Raw genomic sequence first — 24,828 nt, forward strand, 5'->3', positions numbered from 1 at the left:
CTGGCGCTAAACGACGGATCCATTTTCGGCCCGGGAGGGGAGGGTTTTATGCGTCTCAATGTAGGCACATCAAGGAAGGTCCTCGAAAGAGCTCTTAATAATTTAAAAAATGCGCTCACGCTATAAACATCAAAAAACTTACAGTTGTTACCAGATAGTATTTTACAATACTTCGGTATTTTTTTTAAATAGTTCTTATAATTCACTGAATATCAATAGAGTATGACACTCCTTGAGGATCTGACATAAATCGTTGACTGTCAGTATTATAAATGAAGTTTTAACGAAGCATTAATTTTAATTACAATTCAAAAAATATTTAAATGAAAATTTCAGAAAATAAATACGTTACCCTCACCTACGATCTGAATGTGGGTGATGGAGATGAGCGTGAACTGATGGAACAGGCTACCGTTGAGCAGCCTCTTGAATTCATCTTCGGGACCAACTCAATGCTCGAAGCATTCGAACGCGGTATTGAAGGCCTTTCCGAGGGTGATTCATTCTCCTTTAAGCTGAGGCCTGAAGAGGCATATGGAGACTATGACGATGCTAAAGTGGTTGAGCTGTCCAAAAACATCTTCGAGATAAACGGCAAGATAGATGATGAGGTAATCTTCGAAGGCAATTCGGTACCGATGATGGATTCATCAGGCAACAGGCTTATGGGCTCTGTGGTATCCATTGGTGACGATGCTGTGGTTATGGATTTCAATCACCCGCTTGCTGGAGAGACCATGCATTTCGACGGCATGGTGAGAAATGTTCGCGAAGCCTCTGCCGAAGAGATCGCGGCTCTTTTCTCGGGAGGCTGCGGCGGTTGCGGTTGCGGTTGCGGTGAAGACGACGGTAACTGCGGCTCTGGCAGTTGTGGTGAAGACGACGGCAACTGCAGCTCTGGCGGTTGCGGCAACTGCTGAAAACCGTTTTTAAACGCAGTCTGTTATACTGCGAAATTAATCATTCCCGATTTCACAGTCCGGAAACGGGACAAATATGTATAGTTCTCAATGTTATCTGCACTCAATATTTCATTGCCTATAGCCAACCCTACGGTTCAGTTTCTTATTTTGTTCGTCATAGTACTGTTCGCACCCATACTTTTCAACAAGATCAGGATACCTTCGCTTATAGGGCTCATTATTGCCGGTGCTGTAATCGGTCCTTATGGAATAGGACTTATGCTGCGTGACAGCAACATGATAATGCTGGGTAATGCCGGACTGCTCTATATCATGTTCCTTGCAGGCATCGAGATTGATGCAGCAGAGTTTAGGAAAAACAGCTCAAAGAGCCTTGTGTTCGGATTACTAACCTTCTCCATCCCAATGCTCATAGGAACTTTTGCAGGCATCTATCTGCTTAATATGCAGCTCATCTCTGCCATTCTCCTGGCAAGTATGTTCGCCTCCCACACGCTTGTGGCATACCCCATTATAAGTAAACTTGGAGCAGGCAAGAACAGGGCTGTAACTGTCGCCATAGGGGGTACGATGATTACCGATACCCTTGCGCTATTAGTGCTGGCTGTTATTGTTGCTATGAACCGCGGAGAGGTGACACCTGCATTTTGGACAAAGATGACAATATCAATGACGGTTTTCGTGCTGATTGTCATCTTCCTTTTTCCTTTTATAGGAAGGTTGTTCTTCAAGAAGTTTCAGGATAGCACTTCTCAGTTTATCTTCGTCATGACCATAATATTCATGGGGGGTTTCCTCGCCGAACTGGCGGGAATCGAGGCTATTATAGGCGCTTTTCTTGCCGGGCTTTCCATGAACAGGCTTGTGCCAAACGTCTCCTCTCTGATGAACAGGATAGATTTTGTGGGTAACGCCATCTTTATCCCCATCTTTCTTATCAGCGTAGGTATGCTTATCGACTACCACGCTTTCGTCTCGGGGTGGGAGACCGTTAAAGTGGCTGTCATAATGACTGCAGTAGCAATGCTGGCTAAATACCTGGCAGCGCTTATTACACAGAAATTATTTGGCTATTCCAATGCCGAGAGAATGCTCATCTTTGGCCTCAGCAACGCACAGGCAGCCGCCACTCTTGCGGCTGTAATGGTCGGGCATCGTGTGGGACTGCTCGATGATAGTATCCTCAACGGAACCATTGTCATGATCCTGGTCACCTGTACCGTAGCTTCGTTCCGTGCACAGAAGGGTGCGGTGGAAGTAAGCTTCTCCGAAGGGATGGAAAATGAGAATGAGGCCAACCGCGAGGAGAGGATACTTATCCCGGTCGCCAACAAAGACACTCTCAAAGATCTTATCGATCTGAGCCTTGTGCTCAAATCGAAAACCAACACTCGGAACCTCTATGCCCTTAACATTATTAAAAGTTCCGAGACCACCCTTCATGTCGAAAAAGAATCACACAAGCTGCTGGAGGAGGCTGTAAAGCTTGGCGCAGGAGCCGAAACGGTGATTCAGCCCCTGCGCCGTTACGATATGAACATCCTTAACGGAATTCTGGGCGTGGTTAAAAAATACGCCATAACCGATATTGTGATGGGCCTTCATCAGGAACAGGAGATATCTAAGTCTTTCCTGGGTAACCTTGTCGAAGGTGTACTCAACAAGTGTCAGTCCACCCTTTTTGTTTATAAAGCTCTACAGCCCCTTTCCACTGTCAGAAGACGGCTGGTAATAATTCCGCCTGACGCCGACAAGGAGATTGGTTTCCCTCTCTGGCTATCAAAGATATGGAATTTGGGGCGTAACTCGGGTGCCAGATTCACATTCTATGGCAACAGCGATATACTTGAAATTCTAAGATATGTACACAAGGTGCATCCTATTAATGCCGACTTTAGTGAGTTCAGCGATTGGCGCAATTTTCTGAGTCTCACCAGTGAGGTTGGAAAGGATGAAGGGCTGGTAATAGTTATGAGTCGCTTGCGGAAGGTATCGTACGATTATACCATGCGGAATATTCCCGATTATATCAACAAGAATTTCAAGAACTGCAACTTCATACTGCTCTACCCGGTGCAGTCGGCGTCTGTTGAAGATTATCACAACGACATGGCCAACGCCTCAATCATGAACTCAATACAGAGCTTGGGGGGATTCGGCGAAACCATTCTTTCCTCCCTGAGAGAGAAGCAAAACCGGGATAAGGAGAGGGAGAAAACGCGTGAGCAGGGGCAGGTATGGGAGAAAGATCCCGGGCATAAGCACGAGAATGAACGTGAAAAAGGGCAGGGGCAGGAGACAGGGCTGGAACAGGAGCGTGAAAGCGTAGAGGTGGTTGAGTAATTATGATTAGTTACATACATCATAAAAAATAATGATATGAACACATTCGGAACAATATACAGGTTAACATCGTTTGGCGAATCGCACGGTCCCGCCGTAGGAGGTGTGATAGACGGTTGTCCGCCGGGACTGGAGCTGGATATGGATTTTATACAGTCAGAGCTCGACAGAAGGCGGCCGGGACAGTCGCGTATAACCACTCCCCGCAAGGAGCCCGACAGGGTTGAATTTCTTTCAGGAGTATTCAACAACATAACCACAGGGGCACCCATCGGGTTCATCGTGCGTAACGAAAACCAGCAGTCGTCAGACTACGATAATATTAAAGATGCTTTTCGCCCGTCGCACGCCGATTTTACCTACCAGCAGAAATATGGTATTCGCGACTACCGTGGCGGAGGTCGTTCCTCAGCCCGGGAGACTGTCGCCCGCATCGTTGCTGGTGCCGTAGCCAGGCTCTGGCTCAGGCAGTATGATATCGGTATTATTGCTTATTCCTCACAGGTGGGAGATATCGCTCTTGAGAACGACTATACCAAATACGACCTCACTCGTGTTGAAGATAATATGATGCGTTGTCCCGATCAGTCAAAAGCTGAAGAGATGATCAGGCTCATTCAGGAGGTACGAAACCAGGGCGATACCATAGGTGGTATAATCACCTGCGTAGTCAGAGGTACACCTGCCGGCTTGGGCGAACCGGTTTTCGGTAAGCTTCATGCCATGCTCGGATCGGCAATGCTAAGCATTAACGCTGTCAAGGGATTCGAATATGGCACCGGGTTCAATGTTTCCCGTCGCGGTTCCGAAGTGAATGATGTATTCTTCAACGACAACGGCAAAATAAATACCCGTACCAACCACTCGGGTGGCATCCAGGCGGGTATCTCCAACGGGCAAGATATCTACTTTCGTGTCGCCTTCAAACCGGTATCCACTATCCTGAGAGAGCAGGAGACAGTTGATATTCATGGGCACGACACCATTATCAAAGCCCGCGGAAGGCACGATCCATGTGTATTGCCACGTGCCGTCCCCATTGTTGAAGCCATGGCAGCGATAACCATAATGGATGCTTTTCTGCTTGCCAAAGCCGGTAAACCACTATAATAATTCCGCCTGTTTTGCTAACTTGGCTCAACCCTTTTTTAAACTTTTTCCAGAAGAAACCATCAAAGCAGTAATAAAAGAAGAAAAAGAAATCCTAAAACTTAGAATTATGAAAAAGATAATAACTGCTTTAGCTATAATGATGATATCTGTAACTCTGATGGCACAGGCAGACTTCAGGCAGTTTGCAGTAGATATAAGAAGCTACTCCAACTCATATAGCAACAACCAGATAGTTGCACTTTATGAGTATCACTATGGTGTGCCCCGTAACACTCTGATAGAGCTTTACGGCAGCTTCGGGAACAACTGGGGCAACGTGTTGCTGGGACTTGAGTTCAGTAGCTTTTTAGGAGTACCGGTAAGGGATATCGTAAGTCATTATCACCGCTATCCGCAAGGTAACGGATGGGGTGTATTGGCACAGAGTTACGGCATAAAGCCCGGTTCTGCCGGTTTTCACCGGATGAAAAACATGATGAGAGATAAAAACCGCTACTGGAGAAATATCTTCTACGACTATGGACGACATCGCGATCCGGTTATCGCCCGGCGTAGCGGTGTTATTTTCGACAACGGAGTGGTAATATACGGTCCTGTTTCTCACAAGGAGGTGAAAAAGATAAATAAGCAGATTGAAAAACGGAACAAGGAGATCTACAAACAGGAGAAGAAAGAAATGAAGGAGTGGGAAAAAAGGGATAAAAAAATCAGGAAACAGAATGAAAAGTGGCGCAAGGAGGACGAAAAGCGAATAAAGAAAATGAATAAATGGTAACAAAATGGTGACGAAATGACAAGCCGGTAATCAATGAAGACGATCTGTATAACCCTCGCAATAATTTTGTCTGCCGGAGCAGTCTCAGCACAGCCGAAGGCCTTTTATACACCTGAGGATGTGAAAATATTTCATGAATACATCTCATATATCGCTCCCTGGCAGACACAGCCTACCGGTAAGTTGCTGGAAAAGACAGCTGCTTTCTTTCTCGATAAACCTTATGCTGCCCATACATTGGAAATAAACGATGAAGAGGTACTGGTGGCCAATCTGCGCCTATTCGACTGCACCACCTATGTTGAGACAGTTATTGCGCTAACCCGTGCCGTCCGTTCCGGATACCCCGCTTTCGATACATTCCTTAACGAGTTGCAGCGTATTCGTTACAGAGAGGGAAAAGTGGAGGGGTATCCCTCGCGTTTGCATTACGCAACAGACTGGTTATACCACAACGAAACAAAGGGAATACTTAAGAATATCTCCGCGGAGCTGGGTGGTGTACGCTTGGAGAAAACCATCAATTTCATGACCTCAAACCGTGAGTCATACCGTCAGTTGAAGTCCAATGACACTATGCTCACAGAGATGGCGGCAATAGAAAAAGATATCAGTGACAGGGGGGGATTCAATTATCTTCCAAAAGCAAATATCGCCATCACGGCACCATTAATCCCCCATATGTCGGTTATAGCTTTTACTACCTCTATAAACGGCCTTGATGTAACCCACACGGGCTTCGCCTATCAGGAAGAAGAGAGACTTACCTTTATTCATGCCTCCTCGGCACAAAAAAAAGTAGTTATAGACACTAAAACGCTCAGTGACTACTGTGCTTCACAAGCGGTATGTACCGGAATTATCATCGCAAATGTAGAGTAACCCTGAATTCAGGTAACGGCCATTGTTTACTCAAAGTCCTCATTACCGCCCTGCTTCTTCTCTTTGCGATCCTTTATAAACCACTTGTCCATCTTTTTAAAAGAGAGATTTATCAAAATCACCATTGCCGTGGAGACCGCCAGCTCCCAGTACATCCCGAACCCGGCAAGGCAGCCCAGTGCAGCGCTGCACCAGACTGTAGCGGCAGTGGTCAGCCCCCGCACATTCGTGCCCCTATGCAGGATTACCCCGGCACCAAGAAATCCTATTCCGGTCACTATTTGTCCCACTATACGCGTTGGATCGCCATCCGAACCCTCAATCACCCGACCGGCAATAAGCACATAAATACATGCACCCACTGCCACAAGTGTGTTTGTCCTTAGGCCTGCGCTTTTATTGCTCGTCTCCCGTTCCAGGCCTACAGCACCCCCGGCAATGGTCGCCATTAACAGGCGTACAACAAACATCAGTGTAAACATTTTAAATATCAAATTATAAGATACTTAAAGGTAGAATATGGCATAACTCAATAAAGAAACCGAACAGGAGATACTCGACAATCTGAAAGCTCAAAGGCGGAGCATGGAATACCTCAATCTAAGCTTTAAGAGTATTGATTTTTCAGCTTCTCCTTTATCTCTTTTGCAGGAGGTACATTAGCGGGCAAAGGCTTAAGCGCCGACTGGTACATATCCCGGTCCTTCAGCACCTCCACAGCTTTTTCGAACACCTTATCTCTTGAAAGCTGGTGGAGAAGTACCCCCTTCTTATAGTAATAACGCTGCACTATTTCCGATTCGATCATCGATTTTATATCACCCTTAAAAAGCTCCAGGTCGTTGTCCAGGTTAGGGTGCAACTTAGCCTCCAGCGCCTTGAACTCATCAGACGCTACATTCAGATAACCTTCGAACTCCATCACACTCTTCAGTTGTTTCAGCGACTGTTCACTTATCTTATCGTACTCGAAATTCCTGGACTTCACGAACTGTTTAAACGACTCATAGTCCGTATCAGATATTCTAAACTGTTCGGGTGGAGCAATCTCCTTGTTTTTCTGAACCCATTCTGTTACATAGTCGAAAATAATGTTCTGTGTCATCAGGTAATAGGCAATGGTCCCCCCCGACTCCTGAGGTAGAGTAATGTCAGGCGTTATACCGCCCCCGTCACGCACGTGGCGGCCGCTCCTTGTCTTAAACACGTTAGTCAGTGAATCGGGCACCCTTGCCACACTGCCATCCGGGTTACGGTGCGAGTAATCCAGAGCCTGAATGCATCGTCCGCTTGGTATGTAATACTTCGATGTGGTGATTTTAATGTTTCCGCCATAGGGAAGGTCTCGCGGGGTCTGCACCAGCCCTTTTCCAAAAGAACGATTACCCACTACAACAGCTCTGTCCAGGTCTTGTAATCCCCCTGCCACAATCTCCGATGCTGAAGCCGATCCCGTGTCTATAAGCACCACAATGGGTATAATCTCATCCAGCGACTGATTCTGTGTATAATATACTCTGTCCCATTGTTTCACTTTGCCTTTCGTCGCTACAATCTCTTCACCTTTCGGCACAAACAGGTTTACCACGTTCACTGCCTCATCAAGTATGCCACCCCCGTTTCCGCGGAGATCCATGATAAGCGATTTGGCCCCCTTGTTCTTCAGATCGGTAACCGTCTCCTTTACACGTTCTGAACTTTTAGTTGTGAAGCTGCCGAAATGAAAGTACCCTATACTGTCATTCATCACTCCTGCGTAAGTAACAGGATCCATCTCAATCTTTTCGCGAAAGATGGTCAATGTTCGTTCACTCTTCTCACCCGGGCGCTTGATCTTCAGCTTCAAGGTAGTTCCGGGTGTGCCTTTTAACCTTTCGCTCACCTCTTTTACATTGGCTTTGCGCATATCATCACCATCAATCTCCAGGATAGCATCGCCCGCTTTAAGTCCCGCTTTATCTGCCGGGAGCCCTTCGTAGGGTTCATTGATAACCACTTGTCCGTTGTTATATGATATAATGGCACCTATACCGGCATATTCTCCCGTGGTAAGAAACTTCAGGTCCCCCATGCTCTCTTCAGGATAGTACTCGGTATATGGATCAAGCCTGGCAAGCATATTCACTATAGTGCCCTGTATCAGTTTGTCAACCTCAATGCTGTCAACGTAGAACATGTCCAGCTCCCGCAGCACAGAATTGAAAATATCAATGTTTTTGTTGATATCGAAGTAGCGCCGGTTTTTATCATCTGCCTGATTTTGTGCTGAAGTGTGCATCACTGTAAGAGCAAGCAGCACAAAAAGAATACTTTTTCTCATATTTATAATGATACCTGTTAATATGTTATCTTCCTATGATTTTGTAGCAAAGGAACAAATTTTTTGCGAGAATATATTCTTCTTTTCGTTATATGTTTATAAATAGGCTAAAGGAACAGGCGTTATTCTCAAAAAAAAATATATTTATTCAACTTTCGCTTTATCCATTCAACAAGCATACAGCAAGCCGGCTTCGATAAAACCATTGCGATAATATTTCCGTCAAGTGATTGAAATAGAAGACAAGTCTGGCACAGGCAATACCATTGCTGTTATCATAACACATCTGAAAATTCATTGTCAAAAGCAACAAATATGCAAGTTGTTCAAATTTTCGCGACCTTAATTGTGCTAAATTATGTGATTGATATTATCTTTGTGGCTAATGTTAAAATTATAAATTGATGCGCACCTTGCTCCGATACACAATAATCCCGTCTCTGGTCGGCCTTGTTATTTTCATCGCGACCTGCATTCTGGGTCCCGGCAGCATCCCCGATATGCCGCATGGTATTCAATGGGATAAGTTTGCCCACTTCGGGATGTTTTTCCTGCTATCGGCTGTCTCTCTCTACGATTATTACAAAATGTGCAACGGCAACCCTCTTGTTTTACGCTGGGTTTTCTGGGGATTTATTTTACCGGTGATTTACGGTGGCACAATCGAACTTATGCAGAAATATATATTTACATCGCGAAGCGCTGAGTGGGGAGACTGGATTGCAGATATACTTGGTTCTCTGGTAGCTATGGCAGTAGCAATTATTTTACTGAGGATAAGGAAAAGAAAGAGAAAAAACATATCTTTGTAGTTGATTTAACCCTTTAAGCTTATATGATCTTAAGGGGTAGCATCATCGGCGGTCATATCAGTTGATTCAACAAAAAACCTCCTGATATGGGTTGCACCCGTCACCTGCTTACTGGAGGTTATATCAGTAGATTCAGCTCATAGAGTTTATATGATCTTAAAAATGGAAGTATCACCGATAGCGAAAATAATATCAACAACCCTCTATGTGATTTAGGATGGGTACAAATTTTAAAAATTACAGCATGTTTAAACAGATACTATTCAGCCTGCTCGCACTCACCCTTCTTGCATCGTGCGGCAGATCCACAGAAAAGAGATCAGGCGATACAAATATTATTGCCGGCGATACAACAAACAGAGCAGTGCTGCCAGTGGCCGGTACCGACCGGCAATATCTTGTGAAAGTGGGAGACCAGGCTCCCGATTTTGAAATGAAGCTGCCAGATGGCAGCAGCGTTACACTCTCCTCGTTGCGCGGGAAGGTGGTGATGTTGCAGTTCACCGCCAGCTGGTGTGGTGTATGCCGCAAGGAGATGCCATATATTGAGTCGCGTATATGGCAGCGTCATAAAGCTAACCCGGGTTTCGCTCTCTACGGTATTGATCGTGATGAGCCTGCCGAAAAGATAAAAGAGCTTATTGAAGCCACCAGGGTAACATATCCTATCGGCTTTGACCCCAATGCCGACATATTCGGGTTGTATGCCGAGAAAGAAGCAGGTATAACCCGTAATATTATAATCAACAGGGAAGGAAAAATTGTGATGCTCACGCGACTTTTTGAAGAAGAAGAGTTTAATCGGATGGTAGAGACTATTGACAGACTTCTTCTTGATTAGTGAAAGCCGGCACGAACGGCAGTCAATCAAAAAAACAAATCAAAAAAATCAAACCTATGAAGTACGAAGATCTGAAAATTCTCGACGAATTACGTGAAAAAGGAAGTATTACCGAAGAGGAGTACCAGCGTGAAAAAGAAAAAGTACTTAAGAGCGAAGGCAACGTCTTCAGCAAGGCAGGCAGAAGGCCCTTGTTCGGCCTTACGGAGAATACCTACCTTATGCTCATGCATCTGTCACAGCTATCGGGGCTTATCGTACCCCTTGCCGGCTTCATCGTCCCCGTAGTCATGTGGGTTACCAACAAAGAGGAGAATGCTAAAGTAGATCTCCATGGCAAGAATGTGGTCAATTTCATGATCAGCTACGTTATCTATGCTTTGGTGTTATGCATTACCCTCATTGGAATACCTTTAGCAGTCGTCATCGGTATTCTTTACGTCGTTTTTGTGATCCTGGCCAGCGTCAAGGCAAACAATGGCGACTACTGGAAATATCCGTTTACGATACAATTCATCAAATAATTCAACTTTAGCATGTGTTATTATTACAGCCCTATCGATTCATGCAAAGGTTCAGTAAAAAATTAATGGTACAGGAACAGTTAGTAAATTATTCAAACGTACAGCTTAACAGGGGGGAGAATGTTATTCTCCGCGATATAAATCTCACGTTGAACCGTGGCGATTTTCTTTACATAATAGGTAAGGTGGGATCAGGGAAAAGCACGCTCATGAAGAGCATGTACGCCGAGCTGCCCATCGAGTCGGGTAGTGCCCGGGTGTTCGACTATGAGCTTGCAAATATCAAACGCAGGCTCATCCCCTTTCTCAGAAGAAGGATTGGAATAGTCTTTCAGGATTTTCAACTGCTTATCGACCGAACGGTAGAGAAAAACCTTGAGTTTGTGCTTCGTGCCACAGGCTGGAAAAACCGGCAGGAGATAAGAGACCGTGTCAACGAAGTGCTGGTGCAGGTGGGTATGCAAAACAAGGCTTACAAGATGCCGCACGAGTTGTCGGGAGGTGAGCAACAGCGTGTGGTTATTGCGCGTGCGCTCCTTAATTCGCCGGCTCTTATCCTGGCCGATGAGCCCACGGGTAACCTCGACCCTGAGACCGGCAGTCAGATCATTGCTCTTCTGCAGGAGATCTCTAGCCGCGGTACCGCTGTAATCATGTCAACACACAACTACTCCATTGTTCAGGCATTTCCCGGGAGGATTAATCGCTGTGAAAACATGAGCCTTGTTGCTATATAATCTCTAATTTTTTTGTACCTTTGCATCTTTGAAAAAAATCAAAGATTAAAATATTTCACAATCGTGGCTGATACAAAATACATTTTTGTTACAGGTGGTGTAGTTTCTTCACTGGGAAAAGGAATCATTGCATCATCGCTGGGTAAGCTGTTACAGGCAAGGGGATATAAGGTGACCATTCAGAAGTTCGATCCCTATATCAATGTAGATCCGGGAACACTCAATCCCTATGAGCATGGCGAATGCTTTGTGACTATCGATGGGCACGAGGCCGACCTCGACCTTGGTCATTACGAACGTTTTCTTAATATACAGACAACCAGGGACAACAACATCACCACCGGGCGCATCTATCAGAATGTGATAATGAAAGAGCGGAGGGGCGACTACCTGGGAAAAACCGTACAGGTCATTCCCCACATCACCGACGAGATAAAGCGGAACATAAAACTACTTGGTGTAAAGAGCAAATCCGATTTTGTAATCACAGAAATTGGCGGTACCGTGGGCGATATAGAGTCCACACCGTTCCTCGAGGCTGTGCGTCAGCTGCGATGGGAGCTTGGAAGGAATTGTTTTTGCCTCCACCTGACCTATGTGCCATATATCACTGCTGCCGGAGAGGTTAAAACCAAACCTACACAACACTCAGTTAAAGAGCTGCAGTCGGTCGGTATACAGCCCGATATGCTTGTGCTTCGTACCGAACGCCGCCTGAACAAGGATATTCTCGATAAGGTTGCACTCTTCTGTAACGTAGAGCAAGGTGCCGTTATCCAGTCGGTAGATGTCTCCACCATCTATGAGGTCCCCCTCATGATGCAGAAGCAGGGTATGGACGAGGTTGTTCTCCGCAAGATGAACATGCCGCTTGGAGGAGATTCTGCAATGGAAAACTGGGCTGCTTTTCTTCAGAAGCAGAAAAACGCGAAGCATGATGTATGCATAAAGCTGGTAGGTAAATATGCCGAGCTGCCCGATGCCTATAAGTCCATCAACGAATCAATTTCTCAGGCAGCCATCTATAACGACAGAAGGTTGAAATTCGATATCTGCCACTCAGAGAAGATAACCGATGAGAATGTTGAAGAGACTCTCCGCGATGCCGATGGCATAATTATTGCCCCCGGGTTCGGACAGCGAGGTATCGAGGGTAAGTTCATTTCTCTGCGTTATGCGCGTGAGAACAATATACCCACCTTTGGTATCTGCCTTGGCATGCAGTGCATGGTGATAGAATATGCCCGCGCGGTGATGAATATGCCAGGTGCCAACTCCACAGAGATGGATCCTAAGGCCGAGCACAATATCATAGACCTCATGGAAGAGCAGAAGCACATCACCAACATGGGAGCCTCGATGCGACTGGGAGCTTACGACTGTGTGCTGAAGAAAGGCTCGCTGGCTTATAAGGCCTATGGCAAGTCGAAAGTGAGTGAGCGCCACCGCCACCGTTACGAGCTTAACAATGAATATAAGAATCAGTTGGAAGTGGCAGGAATGAAATGTACCGGTGTCAACCCCGATACCGGCCTGGTGGAGGTAGTAGAGGTTCCCGCCTTGCGGTGGTACCTTGGTACGCAGTTCCATCCTGAGTATAATAGTACTGTTGTCTCGCCCAACCCGCTGTTCCTCAGCTTTATGCAGGCCGCGGCGGCATACAGGGACGAAAAGAAGAAATAAACCCTTAATAAAAAGAGAGATTTATTGTCGCTACTACGCGGCAGTTGCACAAAAAATGGATAAAAATACAGTTATAGGATTACTTCTGATTACCGGCATCATAATAGCCTTTTCCATATACAACAGGCCGAGCAGGGAGCAGTTGGAAAAACAAAGGAGCATGCGAGATTCCACTGCCCTGGTGGAGGCACAGCGTGCCAGACTTGAGGCAGAAAAAAAATCAGCAGAAATAGACTCCGGCTCCTCTTCCCTGGACCAGGGCAGCAACGTTGGAGACTTTTTCAGCGCTGCCTCAGCCACATCATCAGTTCAACCCGCTTTGACTGATACGTCATCCATTGCCCGGGACGAAGCCATCACAGCCGATTCACTACTCACAGCCGGTTCACTCTCGTCTTCCTCAATCTCATCGCAGGCCGATGAGCAACCAGTTATGCTGGAGAACGAACACATACGATTGCTGCTTAACCCCCGTGGCGGTTCCATCTATTCCTTACAGCTGAAAGATTTCCTTCAATATACAGAAGACAGCCTCTATCTGTTTGAAGGTGATGAAGCACGTTTCAATCTCGACCTTTTCAACCGGAACAGTGTACGCCTCTCTACCGAGGATGTGCTCTTTACCCCCATACGCAGCGCAGACGGTCGTTCTGTCACAATGCGCCTGCAGCAGACGCCGCAGCAATATATCGATTTTGTTTATACTCTTCCTGCCGGCGAGTACATGATGGATTTCGATATACGTGTAGCAGGAATGAAAACCGGCCTTCATCCTGAAAGTCTTACCAACTTCAGAATCAACTGGGAGCAAAAAATACGACAGCAGGAGAAAGGTCGCCTATTTGAGAACCGTTTCACACGCATCCACTATAAATACGACAAACAGGATGTACAGAAGATGAGTGAGAACAAGAACGACCGCAGGGAGCTCTCCGAGCCGCTTAAGTGGTTTGCTTTCAAGGATCAGTATTTTTCTGCCATAATCATAGGCAAGCAACCTTTCAGCAACACCATCCTCACTTCTGAAATGCTCAGCAATAGCCCTAATTACACAAAAGATTACAAAGCAGAAACATGGGTACCCTGCGTGGTGAGTACCGACAGCGATCTTATAACTGCAGGCTTCAACTACTATTTCGGGCCTGCACACTATAACACTCTTAAAGAGTACGACAAGGATGTGGTAAACAGTGCCGACAAGCTTCAGCTTGAGGAGGTAGTATATCTCGGCTATCGCTGGTTGAGCTGGGTCAACAAATGGTTTGTGATACCCGTATTCAACTTTTTCCTTTCACTCAATTGGGGTATGGGGCTTATAATACTTATCCTCACCTTAATGGTAAAAGCAGTTACACTGCCTCTCACATACAAGTCGTTCATGTCATCTGCAAAGATGCGGGTGCTCCGACCACAGATACATGAGATAGAAAAGAAATACCCCGGCAACGAACAAGACATGATGATGAAGCGTCAGCAGGCAACCATGGAGCTATACAGCAGAGTAGGGGTTAGCCCTATGAGCGGCTGTCTTCCTATGCTCATTCAGATGCCTGTTCTGCTTGCTCTTTTCTTCTTCTTCCCATCAGCCATTGAACTTCGTCAGCAGGCATTTCTTTGGGCCGATGACCTATCCACATATGACTCCATTATCTCCTGGAGCGGTAATATACCCTTAATAACACGTTTCCTTGGCAACCATATCAGTATTTTCTGTCTCCTTATGACCGTAGTAAACGTTATATACACCAAATACAATATGGCCATGTCCGATACCGGGCAGCAGTCCATGCAGGGAATGAAGTATATGCCTATATTCATGTCCATATTCATGTTTTTCTTCCTCAACTCTTATCCTGCAGGACTCAACTACTACTATTTTCTCTCCACTCTTATCACCATTATCATCACCACCATCATGAAACAGGTGATCGACGAAGATAAGATTCTTGCGCAGCTGGAAGAGAACAAAAAGAAACCGAAAAAGAAATCGGGATTTATGGCACGCCTTGCTGAAGCACAGAAACAGCAGGAGAAAATGGCGCGCGAACAGGCAAAACAGAATGCCAAGCGCAACTATCGCCGCTGATAGCTAATATAATTCTCTTAGATACTAAAAGCCCGTAAGACTCACCTTTTACGGGCTTTTTTACTGCATTTCCTTCATGCTTAATCCTCCCCCTCAATCAATCCATCACTTCACCTTTTAATATTTGAGTCTCCTCCGATAAGTCTTTTTTCTTGAAAATTTCACAAGATGATCATTGATTTTCAATAAGTTGAAAACCAATAAAATTGGGTTTGAGGTTTTCGGAGAGGACTCATATTTCATGTACATAACATTAAAAAAGCCGTATGCATCACACTATGTAGAGAAAAACAACATTGTAGTGAAAAAAGTGGTTCAGTTGTCTAACGTGTGAACTTATTTTTTCTATCTTTGTTCAACATTAAAGTAAGTATCTTTATTAAAAAAAAGACTATTATGAGCGAGGAAAACAAAGTACTTGAGTATGACGAGGACGATTCATTGAAGTTCATCCGTGAATTTCTTCCGGAAGAGATGAAAAACGAGTTCTCCGATGATGAGATCAATTACATTGTAGATCTTATTTACGAGTTTTATGAAGAGAAGGGATTCCTCAACGAGGATGATGAAGACTCTGAAATTGAGATCGATGAAGACGAGCTGCTGGAGTACATTTTTGAAAATGTCCGTAAGGATAATATCAGAGACTATACCGATGAGCAGATAGAAGCAATAGTCGCCGGCGAGTTGGCATACTGTGATACTCTGAATCTGTTTGATTAATGTCGGAAAAGTTTATTTTAAAAAGTAAGTATATACAATATGAAATAAACAGAATAAACGAAAAGACAAAAAGGACATAAATATTTTTATTTCATATTAATAATTCATTAATACATAAACTAACTATGAAGTTTTTTTCAAATTTATTTGCTGTCGCCCTGTTGGGCGGAGCTTTGGTATTATCGGGCTGTGGAGCCAGTAATACTGTTAAAGGTACAGGGATTGGAGCCGGAGCTGGAGCTGCAGTAGGTGCAGGTATTGGAGCCATTGCCGGAGGAGGCCGCGGAGCCGCATGGGGCGCCGGTATAGGCGCAGTTGTCGGAGGTTCTGCTGGTGCAATAATCGGCAACAAGATGGATAAACAGGCCGCCGAACTGGAGAGGATAGAAGGTGCACAGGTAGAGAAGGTGAACGAAGGAGAGGCCATCAAGGTCACATTTGAGTCAGGAATTCTTTTCGCTACCAACTCAAGCACACTCAACACCGCTTCCCGTGCGTCACTCGATAAGTTTGCCACTTCACTTCAGAACAACCCCGATACAGATGTAAAGATCTATGGTCATACCGACAGCACCGGTAGCGATGCCATCAACAATCCGCTTTCACAGCGCCGCGCCGAGTCGGTTTACAACTATTTAATGTCTAAAGGTGTTTCCGGATCTCGTATGATGTCGCAGGGTTTTGGCTCCACACAGCCAGTTGCCGACAACAGCACCGTATCAGGCAGGGAACAAAACCGCCGCGTTGAGGTATTTATTTTCCCTAACGCCAAGATGGTACGCGAAGCACAGGAACAAGCACGATAGACTATTGCACCATTGCAATACGTTGTGCAGTTTAATTTTTTTAATTTTTTCATAAAACTAATAGAAATTTAATTAGTGAGGTCGCGTTGTCCGTGAGGACAGCGCGATTTTTTAAACACTCAACATTTCTTTTTTTCAAACACATTATAAAGTCATGTCAGAAGAGTTACATATTCCACACGGTGCTCCCAAAGAAGAGAAATACACTCTGCTCCTTCCTCAGCTGCAGGCGCTCACAGAGGGTGAATCCGATCTTATTGCCAACATGGCAAATATCTCTGCGGCCCTGAAAGAGGTGTTTGGCTTTTACTGGGTAGGTTTTTACAGGGTATCTGATCGCCATCTGGTGCTTGGCCCATTTCAGGGCCCCATAGCCTGCACAACCATTGCTTTCGGCAAGGGTGTATGTGGTACAGCATGGAAAGAAGGACGCACCCTCATTGTGCCCGATGTCGCCCTGTTTCCGGGGCATATAGCTTGTAGCTTCCTTTCCCGTTCCGAGATCGTTGTACCTGTCATGCGTGAGGGTGAAATAATTGCTGTTCTCGATATCGACAGTGATTATCCCGATACGTTCGATATGGTTGATGCCGCTTTTTTGGAAAAAATTTGCGCCCTGGTCCGGTAGATTTCGATAGCAAAATTTTGGGATAATAAAACTAAAGGTTATCTTTGCACTCTCAATCGCGGCAGTAGCTTCGCGGCGAGCGGAAGTAGCTCAGGATAGGTAGAGCACGACCTTGCCCCAAAGAATCAGGAAATGGAACCGGCCTTGGCAAGGTAAAGAAAGAGAAATAATTGGTTTATTGATATATTGCGGAAGTAGCTCAGTTGGTAGAGCACGACCTTGCCAAGGTCGGGGTCGCGGGTTCGAGTCCCGTCTTCCGCTCAGATTAAAACCCTCCAGGTTTTCGGAAAAGCATTCATTGAATGCTTTTTTTATTTATATATAGAGCATGGTATTAAGCGTGCAGGATAAAAGTTCCTGTATGCATGAGTTGATAGGAAGCGTTAGTCAAAGACAAGGGGGTTGCGCGCGACCGCAAATCGGAACGTTTTTTATTATATTCCGTACATTTTTGTTCATATCCGGACTGTTCTCATTCAATAACAAAGTTAACCAATGCTGTCGCTTTAAGGTACCAGTCGTACATCTTTTTCACCCCCTCTTCAATCTCAATAGAGTGCTTCCATCCCAGGTTGTTCAGCTTCGAGACATCCGTCAGCTTTCGCATCGTCCCGTCTGGTTTAGAAGCATCAAAAACAATGTTACCCCGGTATCCTACAGTCTCCCTGATGAGGTATGCCAGGTCGCGTATGCTGATCTCCTTCCCTGTACCTATATTTATATGGCAGTTTCGCACCTCACTGCCGGAACCTTTCAGGTCGGCAAAATCAACCCTCTCCATTATAAAGACGCAAGCATCTGCCATCTCCTCGCTCCACAGAAATTCCCGTAGCGGCTTCCCTGTGCCCCACAGCTCAACTCTGTCGGCATATATGCCATACCTGTTAAGCAGGGCGGTTATCACCTCATCCGGTGCACTGCCAGGCACACCCTCTGCAGGTCGCGCGTTCAAGTCTTTCCGTATCTCGTCATGGTCACCCTCCATTAGGCATTTCGCAAGATGAATCTTCCGGATCATTGCCGGCAGCACATGACTCTTTTCCAGGTCGAAGTTATCGTTCGGCCCATACAGGTTTGTAGGCATCACCGCTATAAAGTTGGTCCCGTGTTGCAGGTTAAAGCTTTCACACATCTTGAGCCCCGCTATTTTAGCTATCGCGTACGGCTCGTTGGTGTATTCCAATGGTCCCGTCAGCAGCGCATCTTCCGTCATTGGCTGAGGCGCCTCTTTCGGGTATATGCATGTGCTTCCAAGGAAAAGCAGTTTCTTCACCCCGTTGCGCCAGCTCTCCCCAATAACATTGTTCTGTATTTGCAGGTTCTGGTATATAAAATCAGCCCGGTAGGTGTTGTTGGCGATGATACCCCCCACGTGTGCTGCCGCCAGAAACACATATTCCGGCTTCTCCTCCTCGAAGAACCGTGATACCGCCTCTGCATCCAGCAGGTCCAGCTCTTTATGTGTCCGCCCCGTCAGGTTTGTATAACCTTTCTCCAGCATAATCTTCCATATAGCCGAACCCACCAGTCCCCTATGTCCCGCGACATATATTTTCGAATTTTTATTCATCGTTGTAAAATTTACATTTAGGCTTTTTCAAATAGAAAATAAACCTCTGAGAATTGAATATCAGGCATTGTTTTCCGGCAAGAAGAGCACGAATTAACAACCCTTATCGCCTATCTTACTTGACAGTCGAGTTAAGTTTTAACTTTCTGACAAACCTCATATCATGCTCCACCATTTTCCTGATAAGATCGGGGAACGATGTTTTGGTAGGGTTCCATCCCAGTATCGTACGTGCTTTGGTGGGGTCCCCAAGTAGCTGCTCCACCTCGGCGGGACGAAAATATTTAGGATCCACCTCCACCAGTATTCTGCCGGTATTCCTGTCCACACCTTTTTCATCTATACCCGAGCCCTCCCATCGCAGATTGATACCTACTTCGGCAAAAGCCAGAGTACAGAACTCGCGCACCGAGTGCATCTCTCCAGTGGCAATAACAAAGTCCTCCGGCTCAGCGTGTTGCAGCATCAGCCACATACACTCTACGTAATCCTTCGCGTAGCCCCAGTCCCGTTTCGCATCAAGGTTACCCAGGTACAACTTATCTTGCATACCCTGTGCTATACGTGCCACCGCAATCGTTATCTTTCGTGTCACGAATGTCTCGCCACGCCGTTCACTCTCGTGGTTGAAAAGGATCCCGTTTACCGCGAACATACCATATGACTCCCGGTAGTTCTTCGTTATCCAGAAACCGTACAGTTTAGCCACCCCGTAAGGGCTTCGCGGGTAGAAAGGCGTCGTCTCTTTCTGCGGCACCTCCTGCACCAGTCCGAACAGCTCCGAGGTCGATGCCTGGTATATCCGCGTCTTCTTCTCTAATCCCAGTATTCGTACCGCCTCCAGCAGCCTCAGTGTACCCACCGCATCCGTTTCGGCCGTGTATTCCGGCACATCAAAGCTCACCTTCACATGGCTCTGTGCCGCCAGGTTGTATATCTCATCAGGTTGTATAGCCTGTATCACCCTTATAAGCGAGCTCGAGTCAGTCATATCAGCGTAATGCAGGTTTATCAGCCGCTGTTGTTTCATGTCACGTACCCACTCATCTAAGTAGAGATGTTCAATTCGTCCCGTGTTGAACGATGACGAGCGCCGCAGAAAACCATGCACCTCGTATCCTTTGTCAATCAGCAATTCCGCCAGATAGGAGCCGTCCTGTCCTGTTATTCCTGTTATAAGAGCTGTCTTTTTCATAATCATATTTTATAATTCTTATCTTTGCAAAGATAAAATATAACTTTGTACAATGGAAATAGTTCAAATAATAGATCGATAAATTTACTTATACAAAATAAGTTTCCTCCAATAAGTCTTTTATGCACAAAATTCACATAAATACCCTGGCAAACATTATTATGCAATCCGTTAAAATCGGTTTTGTTTTTTACTGATTCGACCCGAAAATTGATATTCTTTTGTTTGGACTTGCTGTGCATATCAGCTGGTTATAACATTGGCTCCGGGGTTGGAGGAAAATGACTTAAAACAGCTTGCAGTGCATATCACCCGGTTATAACGGATAAATATCAACAACCCCGGCACAATCACGGTTTACATTAGGCAATCATGCCAGGGCAATGAATTATTAGTGTGAAACAATTACGAGCGTGAAACCCGGAACCCTTTACCTGATAGCTCCATATCCACAAATCTTGCCTTGTCGTTAGGCCTGTATTCGTTAAGAATCCTTCGGATATGTCCGGCGGCATCAGGATCTTTCGCCACCATGTATAGATACCCGCCTCCTCCGGCACCGGGCAGCTGGTACCCCAGAGTATAATCTCTGATAAGAGCAATAATCTTTTCCACATCGGGAGTATTGGTACCGCAGTCTATCATCTTCTTTTGTTCCCATGTTTTAAGCACCAGCTTACCATACCTCTCAAAATCGCCAGTCTGAATGCAGTCCGCCATCTCCGTCGCATGCACCTTAATATCATTCAATATCGACAGATGGTTCGCCGAGTTAAGAAACATCCCCCGCACTATCTCTCCCAGAATACTCTTTGCAACGCGTGTAATTCCTGTGTAATAAAGCAGGTGGCAACTTCTGTAAGCCCCATCTGTGAACAGGAAGTCGGGCAGCCATCCTATCTGTGGTTTCTGCATGAATCCCCGTTCCGACTGCAGCATTTTAACCCCGTGAAAAACACCTCCGTACTGGTCCTGCCATCCACCTCCGCTTGTCAGCAGTTGCTCCAGCACCAGCGTGTTTGTACATATACCCTGTTTTGTCCACTGCAGTCCGCAGAAATCGTTTAGTGCACCCAGTACCGTGGAAGCCAGTATAGAACTCGTCCCTAACCCCGATCCGGCCGGTATTGCTGCAAGCAGTGTCAGCTCCATTCCCGATCCGAAAGCCTGCAGCTGCTCCTTCAGTGAGCAGTACCGTTCGGCAGAAAATTCAGGTATGAATCCGCACAGCGCCAAAGCCGCTTTTGGTATCGAGAATGGCGATCCCAGCCTCCTGTAATCCCTCAGCTCCTCATAGCTCTCCACCGTCTCCATAGCCCCCATATCAATTGAGCGCATCACAATCTGGTATTCCCTGCAGGGTTTAATGTACACCTGCAGCGGCTGCTGTCCGTTCAGTTCTATAGCTGCGTTCACCACGTTCCCTCCAGAGTAGAGCGAGAAAGGCGGCGTATCTGTCCATCCTCCCGCCAGGTCTATCCTCACCGGGCTCCTTCCCCACACAATCTGGTCAGGCAAAGCAGATAGCCGCGGCGTCCGCTTCATATTTTCCACAGCCTCCGCCATAGCGTTGCGCAACAGCTTAAAAGCCTCCTGTTCCTCTGTGTCCGCCTTTGCCGCGTCACCTTGCAAGGAGAATATCCTCGATCGCAGCATCCTGTTATGTATCTGCTGCATCTCATCTGCCATTGGAGAAAGTGTCTCCGGTGGCGGCAGCCCCATGAAGCTATAATCCTTTGCCACATCACTCAGATCAAGCTGGTAGAAAATACTCTTTTCAAAATTCCTTTCCAGCATCACATAGTTTTTTCTTCTGAATTTCTCTCGCTGCTCATACAGTCTCAACAGCGAAGCTCTCTCCATCAGTTCGTCCGCAGATAGCTTTTGTGAGTCCAGCCATATTTGTCTTCCTTCATCATCAGCTCCATCAGTGCCTATCATCCATTTCAGCACCATCTCCATCTTCTGCAGCGACTCCATGCAGGGGAACAGCCTGCAGTGCTGAATATCTCCTGTGCCGCCCTGCAGGACAGTAATATCCATTCCCCGCTCATTCAGCCACTGCGTAACCGGTCGTCCCATCCACAACGTCGCCGGCGAGCCTATCTCCCCTTTGAACAGGTCCTCCATCCCGTATGGCCTGACCGCGTATTTCTGTTCACCCACAGGCACAACATCAATGCAAATTCCCTCAGGCACCACCATTCGCCAGTTGTTCACGGGCACTCCTGTGATCACGTTATCCGAAGAGATGCTCCATCCGCTTCCAATGCAAGAGTTCTCAATCCATATGTTATGGTTTTCCTCAGTGAAAGGGATGCCGATATCAGCGTTTTGCGTAAAGATAGCAGGGTTAGGTTTTATCTTCCTGTGCATAATCAGCCGCTGATCGCACACCTTGTTCTGTATCGCCAGGGTTGATGATATCATCTCGCGTGTAGTACCGTAATGGTAAAACTCACCACCCAGTAGAGGCATTATCTTTACCGACAGTTTATTTATCTCCTTGTCCTTTATCTTCGGATGTGTACCCAACGCCGGACCAAAGTCGCTGTACAGATCGTAGTACTTTAACGATCCATCCTCCTTTTTTGATCGCTCCATTAGCAGTTTCACCGCCCTGTCGCTTAGCAACCACAGCCCAATATCCATAAGGAAAAAATGCGAATGCGAGAGGCTCTCCAGCTCTTTCAGCGATGGCTTTTGCATCATCCTTTCCAGCACTTCCGGCCTGTCCCTTCGTGCCGAAAAAACCCCATGGCGTGTCGCCAGTGATGAGTCGGCCCATAATCCGTAGCACACCACGTCAGCCTCAGGAATCTCTTGTAACGCCATTTCAGTACGAATCAGCACATCCCCGCTCACAATGAAGGTACGCAACGAATCAGGTGCCAGCATCATTATCTTTTCGTACAACGCCAGCTGCAACGATATCAGATCCTGTTGCAGCCTCTGTCCTCTTGCCCATCGGAACACCGGTACCGGGAGTCCAGCCTTACCTGTTACAGCATATGCAGGCAGTCTGCGGCTCTGTCCCCCCGCGTGTATAAGTATCCGTTTCTCTGCTGCGAGCCACGTGTCGAAGTCCGTTCCGGCAGCTTCATTCCTATGGCACTCCTCCATCAGCCATGTTGTACCGCTCCCCGAACCCAGTCGTTTCTCCTTCGGATCCGATGTACAGAACCACTCATTACGGCTGCGTCCATGCAGCTCGTGATAATTATCAACCGCATTTTGCGGCAGTGACAGCAGCTTCTTCATTATAAATTATATTTAGTTGTTCAGCCCAAAAATCGTTTCAGTCGTTCAGCCCAAAAATTTGCTCCATCAATCTCCACTTCTTATATGATGGCTGTTCCGGTTGTGACGCCTGATATTTCGACATATGCTCTTCCCACTCTTTCTGGCGTGGCAAAGAAGCCAGCCGCGCATTATCTTTTTCCCAGTCGAAATCGTCCACTGTATCCACAATCATAAACAATCTGTTACCAAGAAGATAGATTTGCATATCCAGGATACCCACTTCGCGGATCCCTTCTAATATCTCCCCCCACACATTTTCATGCTCCTCCACATATGCGGCAATCAGTATCGGATCATCTTTCAAGTCCAGTGTCTGGCAATACCTTTTCATAGAATATATTGAGTTAGTTAATAAAGTTCATCAGACAGATTCAATATTTTAAACATATGAACTTTACTTACAAATGTAACTAATATTTTCAGTAATTTACTTCTCTTAGAGTAACTTTACAAATTTCAACGCCCAAGATTCATATTCTGGTTTTTTCCGGCATTAACGCTCGCCAGCCGGGACAAGGGGAAGATCCCGTGACCGGGAAACATAGTCGTAATCGTAATCAATATATTTATAATCAATGCTATTGTCATTGTTCACATCAATCAGTACAAAGCCCTTTTCCATTTCATTCATTTTTCCTATCCACCATTTGCCGGAAAATGAGGGAGCCGAGATCACCGTCGTCCTGTTCAGTATATGCAAAACCTCGTAGTAATGAATATGTCCCTGTAGTATCAGCCGTAGATTTTTATTTTTGAACAGCCTGATAACCTCCTCGCTGTTCTCAATGGCAATTTTATTATTGTTAGCATTCGTTCCTCCCCCGTACCACTGAGAAAGAGTTGTAACCAGTGGCACATGCACCATCACGGCAACCGGAATTGTATCTGCAATTTGGCCGATATCTTTTTTAAGCCACTCCAGCTGAATGGAATCGATCCTTCCCTCATAACTTCGCCCTTCGGTCAGTACAATATCATCCAGCGTAATAAAATGCCATCCCTTATGGTCAAAAGAGTAGTAGCGGGGACCAAAATACTTCTCATAGAATTTTTTGCCGAAGAGAGAGTGACTAAGCCCTGTATTCCTGTCGTAAACGCCAAAATGATCGTGATTGCCAATAGCGTAATAGAGTGGGGCGTTCAGTTTTGCAGCTTTTTCCAGAAACAGCGAGGCCTGTCCTTCTGCATCGTCCTGCGACCTTCTCAGAGCATCATATACAATATCTCCGCCAACCATTATAAAGTCCGGATTCAGCTTGTTGATCGAGTCAATAGCCGCATCGATGGCTCGTGGTGCATCGTTTTTATCGTGATAATGCACATCAGCCATGAATACAAACCGGAATTTTTTTTGAGCATGCAAGTTGAATACATAAGAGCTGAATATAAAGGAGCCGAATATGCAAAAGATAATTAGCAGCGTGTTAGTTTTTTTTATCATAAGGGTATCTCTTTTTTATTGAAAGAAATTAAAATGAGGAAAGGGTTCAACCCGATATAGACAGTCAAACCCTTTCATTCTTTTTATACGCTATGTTATAAGCGACCGGAAGTCATTATTGAC

The 24,828-nt window shown here is 45.9% G+C and carries 21 protein-coding genes, 1 tRNA gene and 1 pseudogene; 16 read left to right on the forward strand and 7 right to left on the reverse strand.

What is annotated here, in order from left to right; translation table 11 throughout:
- From B3B27_RS07630 to B3B27_RS07655, 6 genes and pseudogenes are all read left to right on the forward strand, one after another.
- Positions 1–126: pseudogene (locus B3B27_RS07630) on the forward strand (cystathionine beta-lyase); the annotation flags it as partial.
- 197 nt (positions 127–323) lie between these two features.
- Positions 324–920 (forward strand): FKBP-type peptidyl-prolyl cis-trans isomerase, encoded by a 597-nt coding sequence (locus tag B3B27_RS07635; RefSeq protein WP_238865880.1) that lies wholly within the window; start codon positions 324–326, stop codon positions 918–920.
- Positions 921–1,010: 90 nt separating this feature from the next.
- Positions 1,011–3,266: a cation:proton antiporter gene (locus tag B3B27_RS07640; RefSeq protein WP_238865882.1), complete on the forward strand. Its 2,256-nt coding sequence runs from the start codon at positions 1,011–1,013 to the stop codon at positions 3,264–3,266.
- A 36-nt stretch (positions 3,267–3,302) separates the two neighbouring features.
- Complete coding sequence (aroC, locus tag B3B27_RS07645) at positions 3,303–4,376, forward strand: chorismate synthase (protein ID WP_238865883.1); 1,074 nt, start codon at positions 3,303–3,305, stop codon at positions 4,374–4,376.
- Between the two features lie 109 nt (positions 4,377–4,485).
- Positions 4,486–5,154 (forward strand): hypothetical protein, encoded by a 669-nt coding sequence (locus tag B3B27_RS07650; protein ID WP_238865885.1) that lies wholly within the window; start codon positions 4,486–4,488, stop codon positions 5,152–5,154.
- A 33-nt stretch (positions 5,155–5,187) separates the two neighbouring features.
- On the forward strand, positions 5,188–6,036 hold the full coding sequence (locus tag B3B27_RS07655) for an N-acetylmuramoyl-L-alanine amidase-like domain-containing protein (RefSeq protein WP_286847229.1): 849 nt from the start codon (positions 5,188–5,190) through the stop codon (positions 6,034–6,036).
- A gap of 26 nt (positions 6,037–6,062) precedes the next feature.
- Here the strand turns inward: B3B27_RS07655 and B3B27_RS07660 are convergent, their stop codons facing one another.
- Both B3B27_RS07660 and B3B27_RS07665 read right to left on the reverse strand, forming a co-directional pair.
- Positions 6,063–6,506, reverse strand: a complete 444-nt coding sequence (locus tag B3B27_RS07660) for an MgtC/SapB family protein (RefSeq protein ID WP_238865888.1) — start codon at positions 6,504–6,506, stop codon at positions 6,063–6,065.
- A 137-nt stretch (positions 6,507–6,643) separates the two neighbouring features.
- Positions 6,644–8,356: a S41 family peptidase gene (locus B3B27_RS07665; protein WP_286847230.1), complete on the reverse strand. Its 1,713-nt coding sequence runs from the start codon at positions 8,354–8,356 to the stop codon at positions 6,644–6,646.
- A 404-nt stretch (positions 8,357–8,760) separates the two neighbouring features.
- Here B3B27_RS07665 and B3B27_RS07670 point away from each other — a divergent pair, with 404 nt between their 5' ends.
- From B3B27_RS07670 to B3B27_RS07715, 10 genes are all read left to right on the forward strand, one after another.
- Positions 8,761–9,168 (forward strand): VanZ family protein, encoded by a 408-nt coding sequence (locus B3B27_RS07670; RefSeq protein WP_238865893.1) that lies wholly within the window; start codon positions 8,761–8,763, stop codon positions 9,166–9,168.
- 244 nt (positions 9,169–9,412) lie between these two features.
- Positions 9,413–10,009, forward strand: coding sequence for a TlpA family protein disulfide reductase (locus tag B3B27_RS07675; protein ID WP_238865895.1), 597 nt, complete (start codon positions 9,413–9,415; stop codon positions 10,007–10,009).
- Positions 10,010–10,065: 56 nt separating this feature from the next.
- Positions 10,066–10,533 carry a DUF4870 domain-containing protein gene (locus B3B27_RS07680; RefSeq protein WP_238865897.1) on the forward strand — a complete coding sequence of 156 codons (468 nt, stop codon included), beginning with the start codon at positions 10,066–10,068 and terminating at the stop codon, positions 10,531–10,533.
- 65 nt (positions 10,534–10,598) lie between these two features.
- Positions 10,599–11,270 carry a cell division ATP-binding protein FtsE gene (locus B3B27_RS07685; protein ID WP_286847231.1) on the forward strand — a complete coding sequence of 224 codons (672 nt, stop codon included), beginning with the start codon at positions 10,599–10,601 and terminating at the stop codon, positions 11,268–11,270.
- A 63-nt stretch (positions 11,271–11,333) separates the two neighbouring features.
- Positions 11,334–12,953 (forward strand): CTP synthase, encoded by a 1,620-nt coding sequence (locus tag B3B27_RS07690; protein ID WP_238865901.1) that lies wholly within the window; start codon positions 11,334–11,336, stop codon positions 12,951–12,953.
- A 55-nt stretch (positions 12,954–13,008) separates the two neighbouring features.
- A complete protein-coding gene (yidC, locus tag B3B27_RS07695; protein WP_238865904.1) occupies positions 13,009–15,039 on the forward strand; it encodes a membrane protein insertase YidC in 2,031 nt (676 codons plus the stop codon).
- Positions 15,040–15,435: 396 nt separating this feature from the next.
- A complete protein-coding gene (locus B3B27_RS07700; protein WP_238865906.1) occupies positions 15,436–15,762 on the forward strand; it encodes a hypothetical protein in 327 nt (108 codons plus the stop codon).
- A 125-nt stretch (positions 15,763–15,887) separates the two neighbouring features.
- Positions 15,888–16,568, forward strand: a complete 681-nt coding sequence (locus B3B27_RS07705) for an OmpA family protein (protein ID WP_238865908.1) — start codon at positions 15,888–15,890, stop codon at positions 16,566–16,568.
- A 154-nt stretch (positions 16,569–16,722) separates the two neighbouring features.
- Complete coding sequence (locus B3B27_RS07710; protein ID WP_286847232.1) at positions 16,723–17,196, forward strand: GAF domain-containing protein; 474 nt, start codon at positions 16,723–16,725, stop codon at positions 17,194–17,196.
- A 188-nt stretch (positions 17,197–17,384) separates the two neighbouring features.
- Positions 17,385–17,457: transfer RNA gene (locus B3B27_RS07715), tRNA-Gly, on the forward strand.
- Positions 17,458–17,668: 211 nt separating this feature from the next.
- On the opposite strand, the gene B3B27_RS07720 is transcribed toward B3B27_RS07715, so the two are convergent.
- The 5 genes from B3B27_RS07720 to B3B27_RS07740 form a co-directional block, all read right to left on the reverse strand.
- Positions 17,669–18,766: a GDP-L-fucose synthase family protein gene (locus tag B3B27_RS07720; RefSeq protein WP_238865912.1), complete on the reverse strand. Its 1,098-nt coding sequence runs from the start codon at positions 18,764–18,766 to the stop codon at positions 17,669–17,671.
- A gap of 115 nt (positions 18,767–18,881) precedes the next feature.
- A complete protein-coding gene (gene gmd, locus B3B27_RS07725; protein ID WP_238865914.1) occupies positions 18,882–19,961 on the reverse strand; it encodes a GDP-mannose 4,6-dehydratase in 1,080 nt (359 codons plus the stop codon).
- A gap of 405 nt (positions 19,962–20,366) precedes the next feature.
- Complete coding sequence (locus B3B27_RS07730) at positions 20,367–23,222, reverse strand: bifunctional fucokinase/fucose-1-phosphate guanylyltransferase (protein WP_238865916.1); 2,856 nt, start codon at positions 23,220–23,222, stop codon at positions 20,367–20,369.
- 37 nt (positions 23,223–23,259) lie between these two features.
- On the reverse strand, positions 23,260–23,595 hold the full coding sequence (locus tag B3B27_RS07735) for an L-rhamnose mutarotase (RefSeq protein ID WP_238865918.1): 336 nt from the start codon (positions 23,593–23,595) through the stop codon (positions 23,260–23,262).
- 162 nt (positions 23,596–23,757) lie between these two features.
- Entirely contained in the window at positions 23,758–24,705 is a 948-nt protein-coding gene (locus B3B27_RS07740; RefSeq protein WP_238865920.1) for a metallophosphoesterase family protein, read from the reverse strand.
- Positions 24,706–24,828: the final 123 nt, after the last annotated feature.

The sequence above is a fragment of the Proteiniphilum sp. UBA5463 genome, from assembly GCF_002427225.1.
Classification (GTDB): domain Bacteria; phylum Bacteroidota; class Bacteroidia; order Bacteroidales; family Dysgonomonadaceae; genus Proteiniphilum; species Proteiniphilum propionicum.

Bases quoted from the DNA above. Each gene is read 5' to 3' on its own strand.
- B3B27_RS07635 (WP_238865880.1), top strand. From the start codon at position 324: ATGAAAATTTCAGAAAATAAATACGTTACCCTCACCTACGATCTGAAT.
- B3B27_RS07640 (WP_238865882.1), top strand. From the start codon at position 1,011: ATGTTATCTGCACTCAATATTTCATTGCCTATAGCCAACCCTACGGTT.
- aroC (WP_238865883.1), top strand. From the start codon at position 3,303: ATGAACACATTCGGAACAATATACAGGTTAACATCGTTTGGCGAATCG.
- B3B27_RS07650 (WP_238865885.1), top strand. From the start codon at position 4,486: ATGAAAAAGATAATAACTGCTTTAGCTATAATGATGATATCTGTAACT.
- B3B27_RS07655 (WP_286847229.1), top strand. From the start codon at position 5,188: ATGAAGACGATCTGTATAACCCTCGCAATAATTTTGTCTGCCGGAGCA.
- B3B27_RS07660 (WP_238865888.1), bottom strand. From the start codon at position 6,506: ATGTTTGTTGTACGCCTGTTAATGGCGACCATTGCCGGGGGTGCTGTA.
- B3B27_RS07665 (WP_286847230.1), bottom strand. From the start codon at position 8,356: ATGAGAAAAAGTATTCTTTTTGTGCTGCTTGCTCTTACAGTGATGCAC.
- B3B27_RS07670 (WP_238865893.1), top strand. From the start codon at position 8,761: ATGCGCACCTTGCTCCGATACACAATAATCCCGTCTCTGGTCGGCCTT.
- B3B27_RS07675 (WP_238865895.1), top strand. From the start codon at position 9,413: ATGTTTAAACAGATACTATTCAGCCTGCTCGCACTCACCCTTCTTGCA.
- B3B27_RS07680 (WP_238865897.1), top strand. From the start codon at position 10,066: ATGAAGTACGAAGATCTGAAAATTCTCGACGAATTACGTGAAAAAGGA.
- B3B27_RS07685 (WP_286847231.1), top strand. From the start codon at position 10,599: ATGGTACAGGAACAGTTAGTAAATTATTCAAACGTACAGCTTAACAGG.
- yidC (WP_238865904.1), top strand. From the start codon at position 13,009: ATGGATAAAAATACAGTTATAGGATTACTTCTGATTACCGGCATCATA.
- B3B27_RS07700 (WP_238865906.1), top strand. From the start codon at position 15,436: ATGAGCGAGGAAAACAAAGTACTTGAGTATGACGAGGACGATTCATTG.
- B3B27_RS07705 (WP_238865908.1), top strand. From the start codon at position 15,888: ATGAAGTTTTTTTCAAATTTATTTGCTGTCGCCCTGTTGGGCGGAGCT.
- B3B27_RS07710 (WP_286847232.1), top strand. From the start codon at position 16,723: ATGTCAGAAGAGTTACATATTCCACACGGTGCTCCCAAAGAAGAGAAA.
- B3B27_RS07720 (WP_238865912.1), bottom strand. From the start codon at position 18,766: ATGAATAAAAATTCGAAAATATATGTCGCGGGACATAGGGGACTGGTG.
- gmd (WP_238865914.1), bottom strand. From the start codon at position 19,961: ATGAAAAAGACAGCTCTTATAACAGGAATAACAGGACAGGACGGCTCC.
- B3B27_RS07730 (WP_238865916.1), bottom strand. From the start codon at position 23,222: ATGAAGAAGCTGCTGTCACTGCCGCAAAATGCGGTTGATAATTATCAC.
- B3B27_RS07735 (WP_238865918.1), bottom strand. From the start codon at position 23,595: ATGAAAAGGTATTGCCAGACACTGGACTTGAAAGATGATCCGATACTG.
- B3B27_RS07740 (WP_238865920.1), bottom strand. From the start codon at position 24,705: ATGATAAAAAAAACTAACACGCTGCTAATTATCTTTTGCATATTCGGC.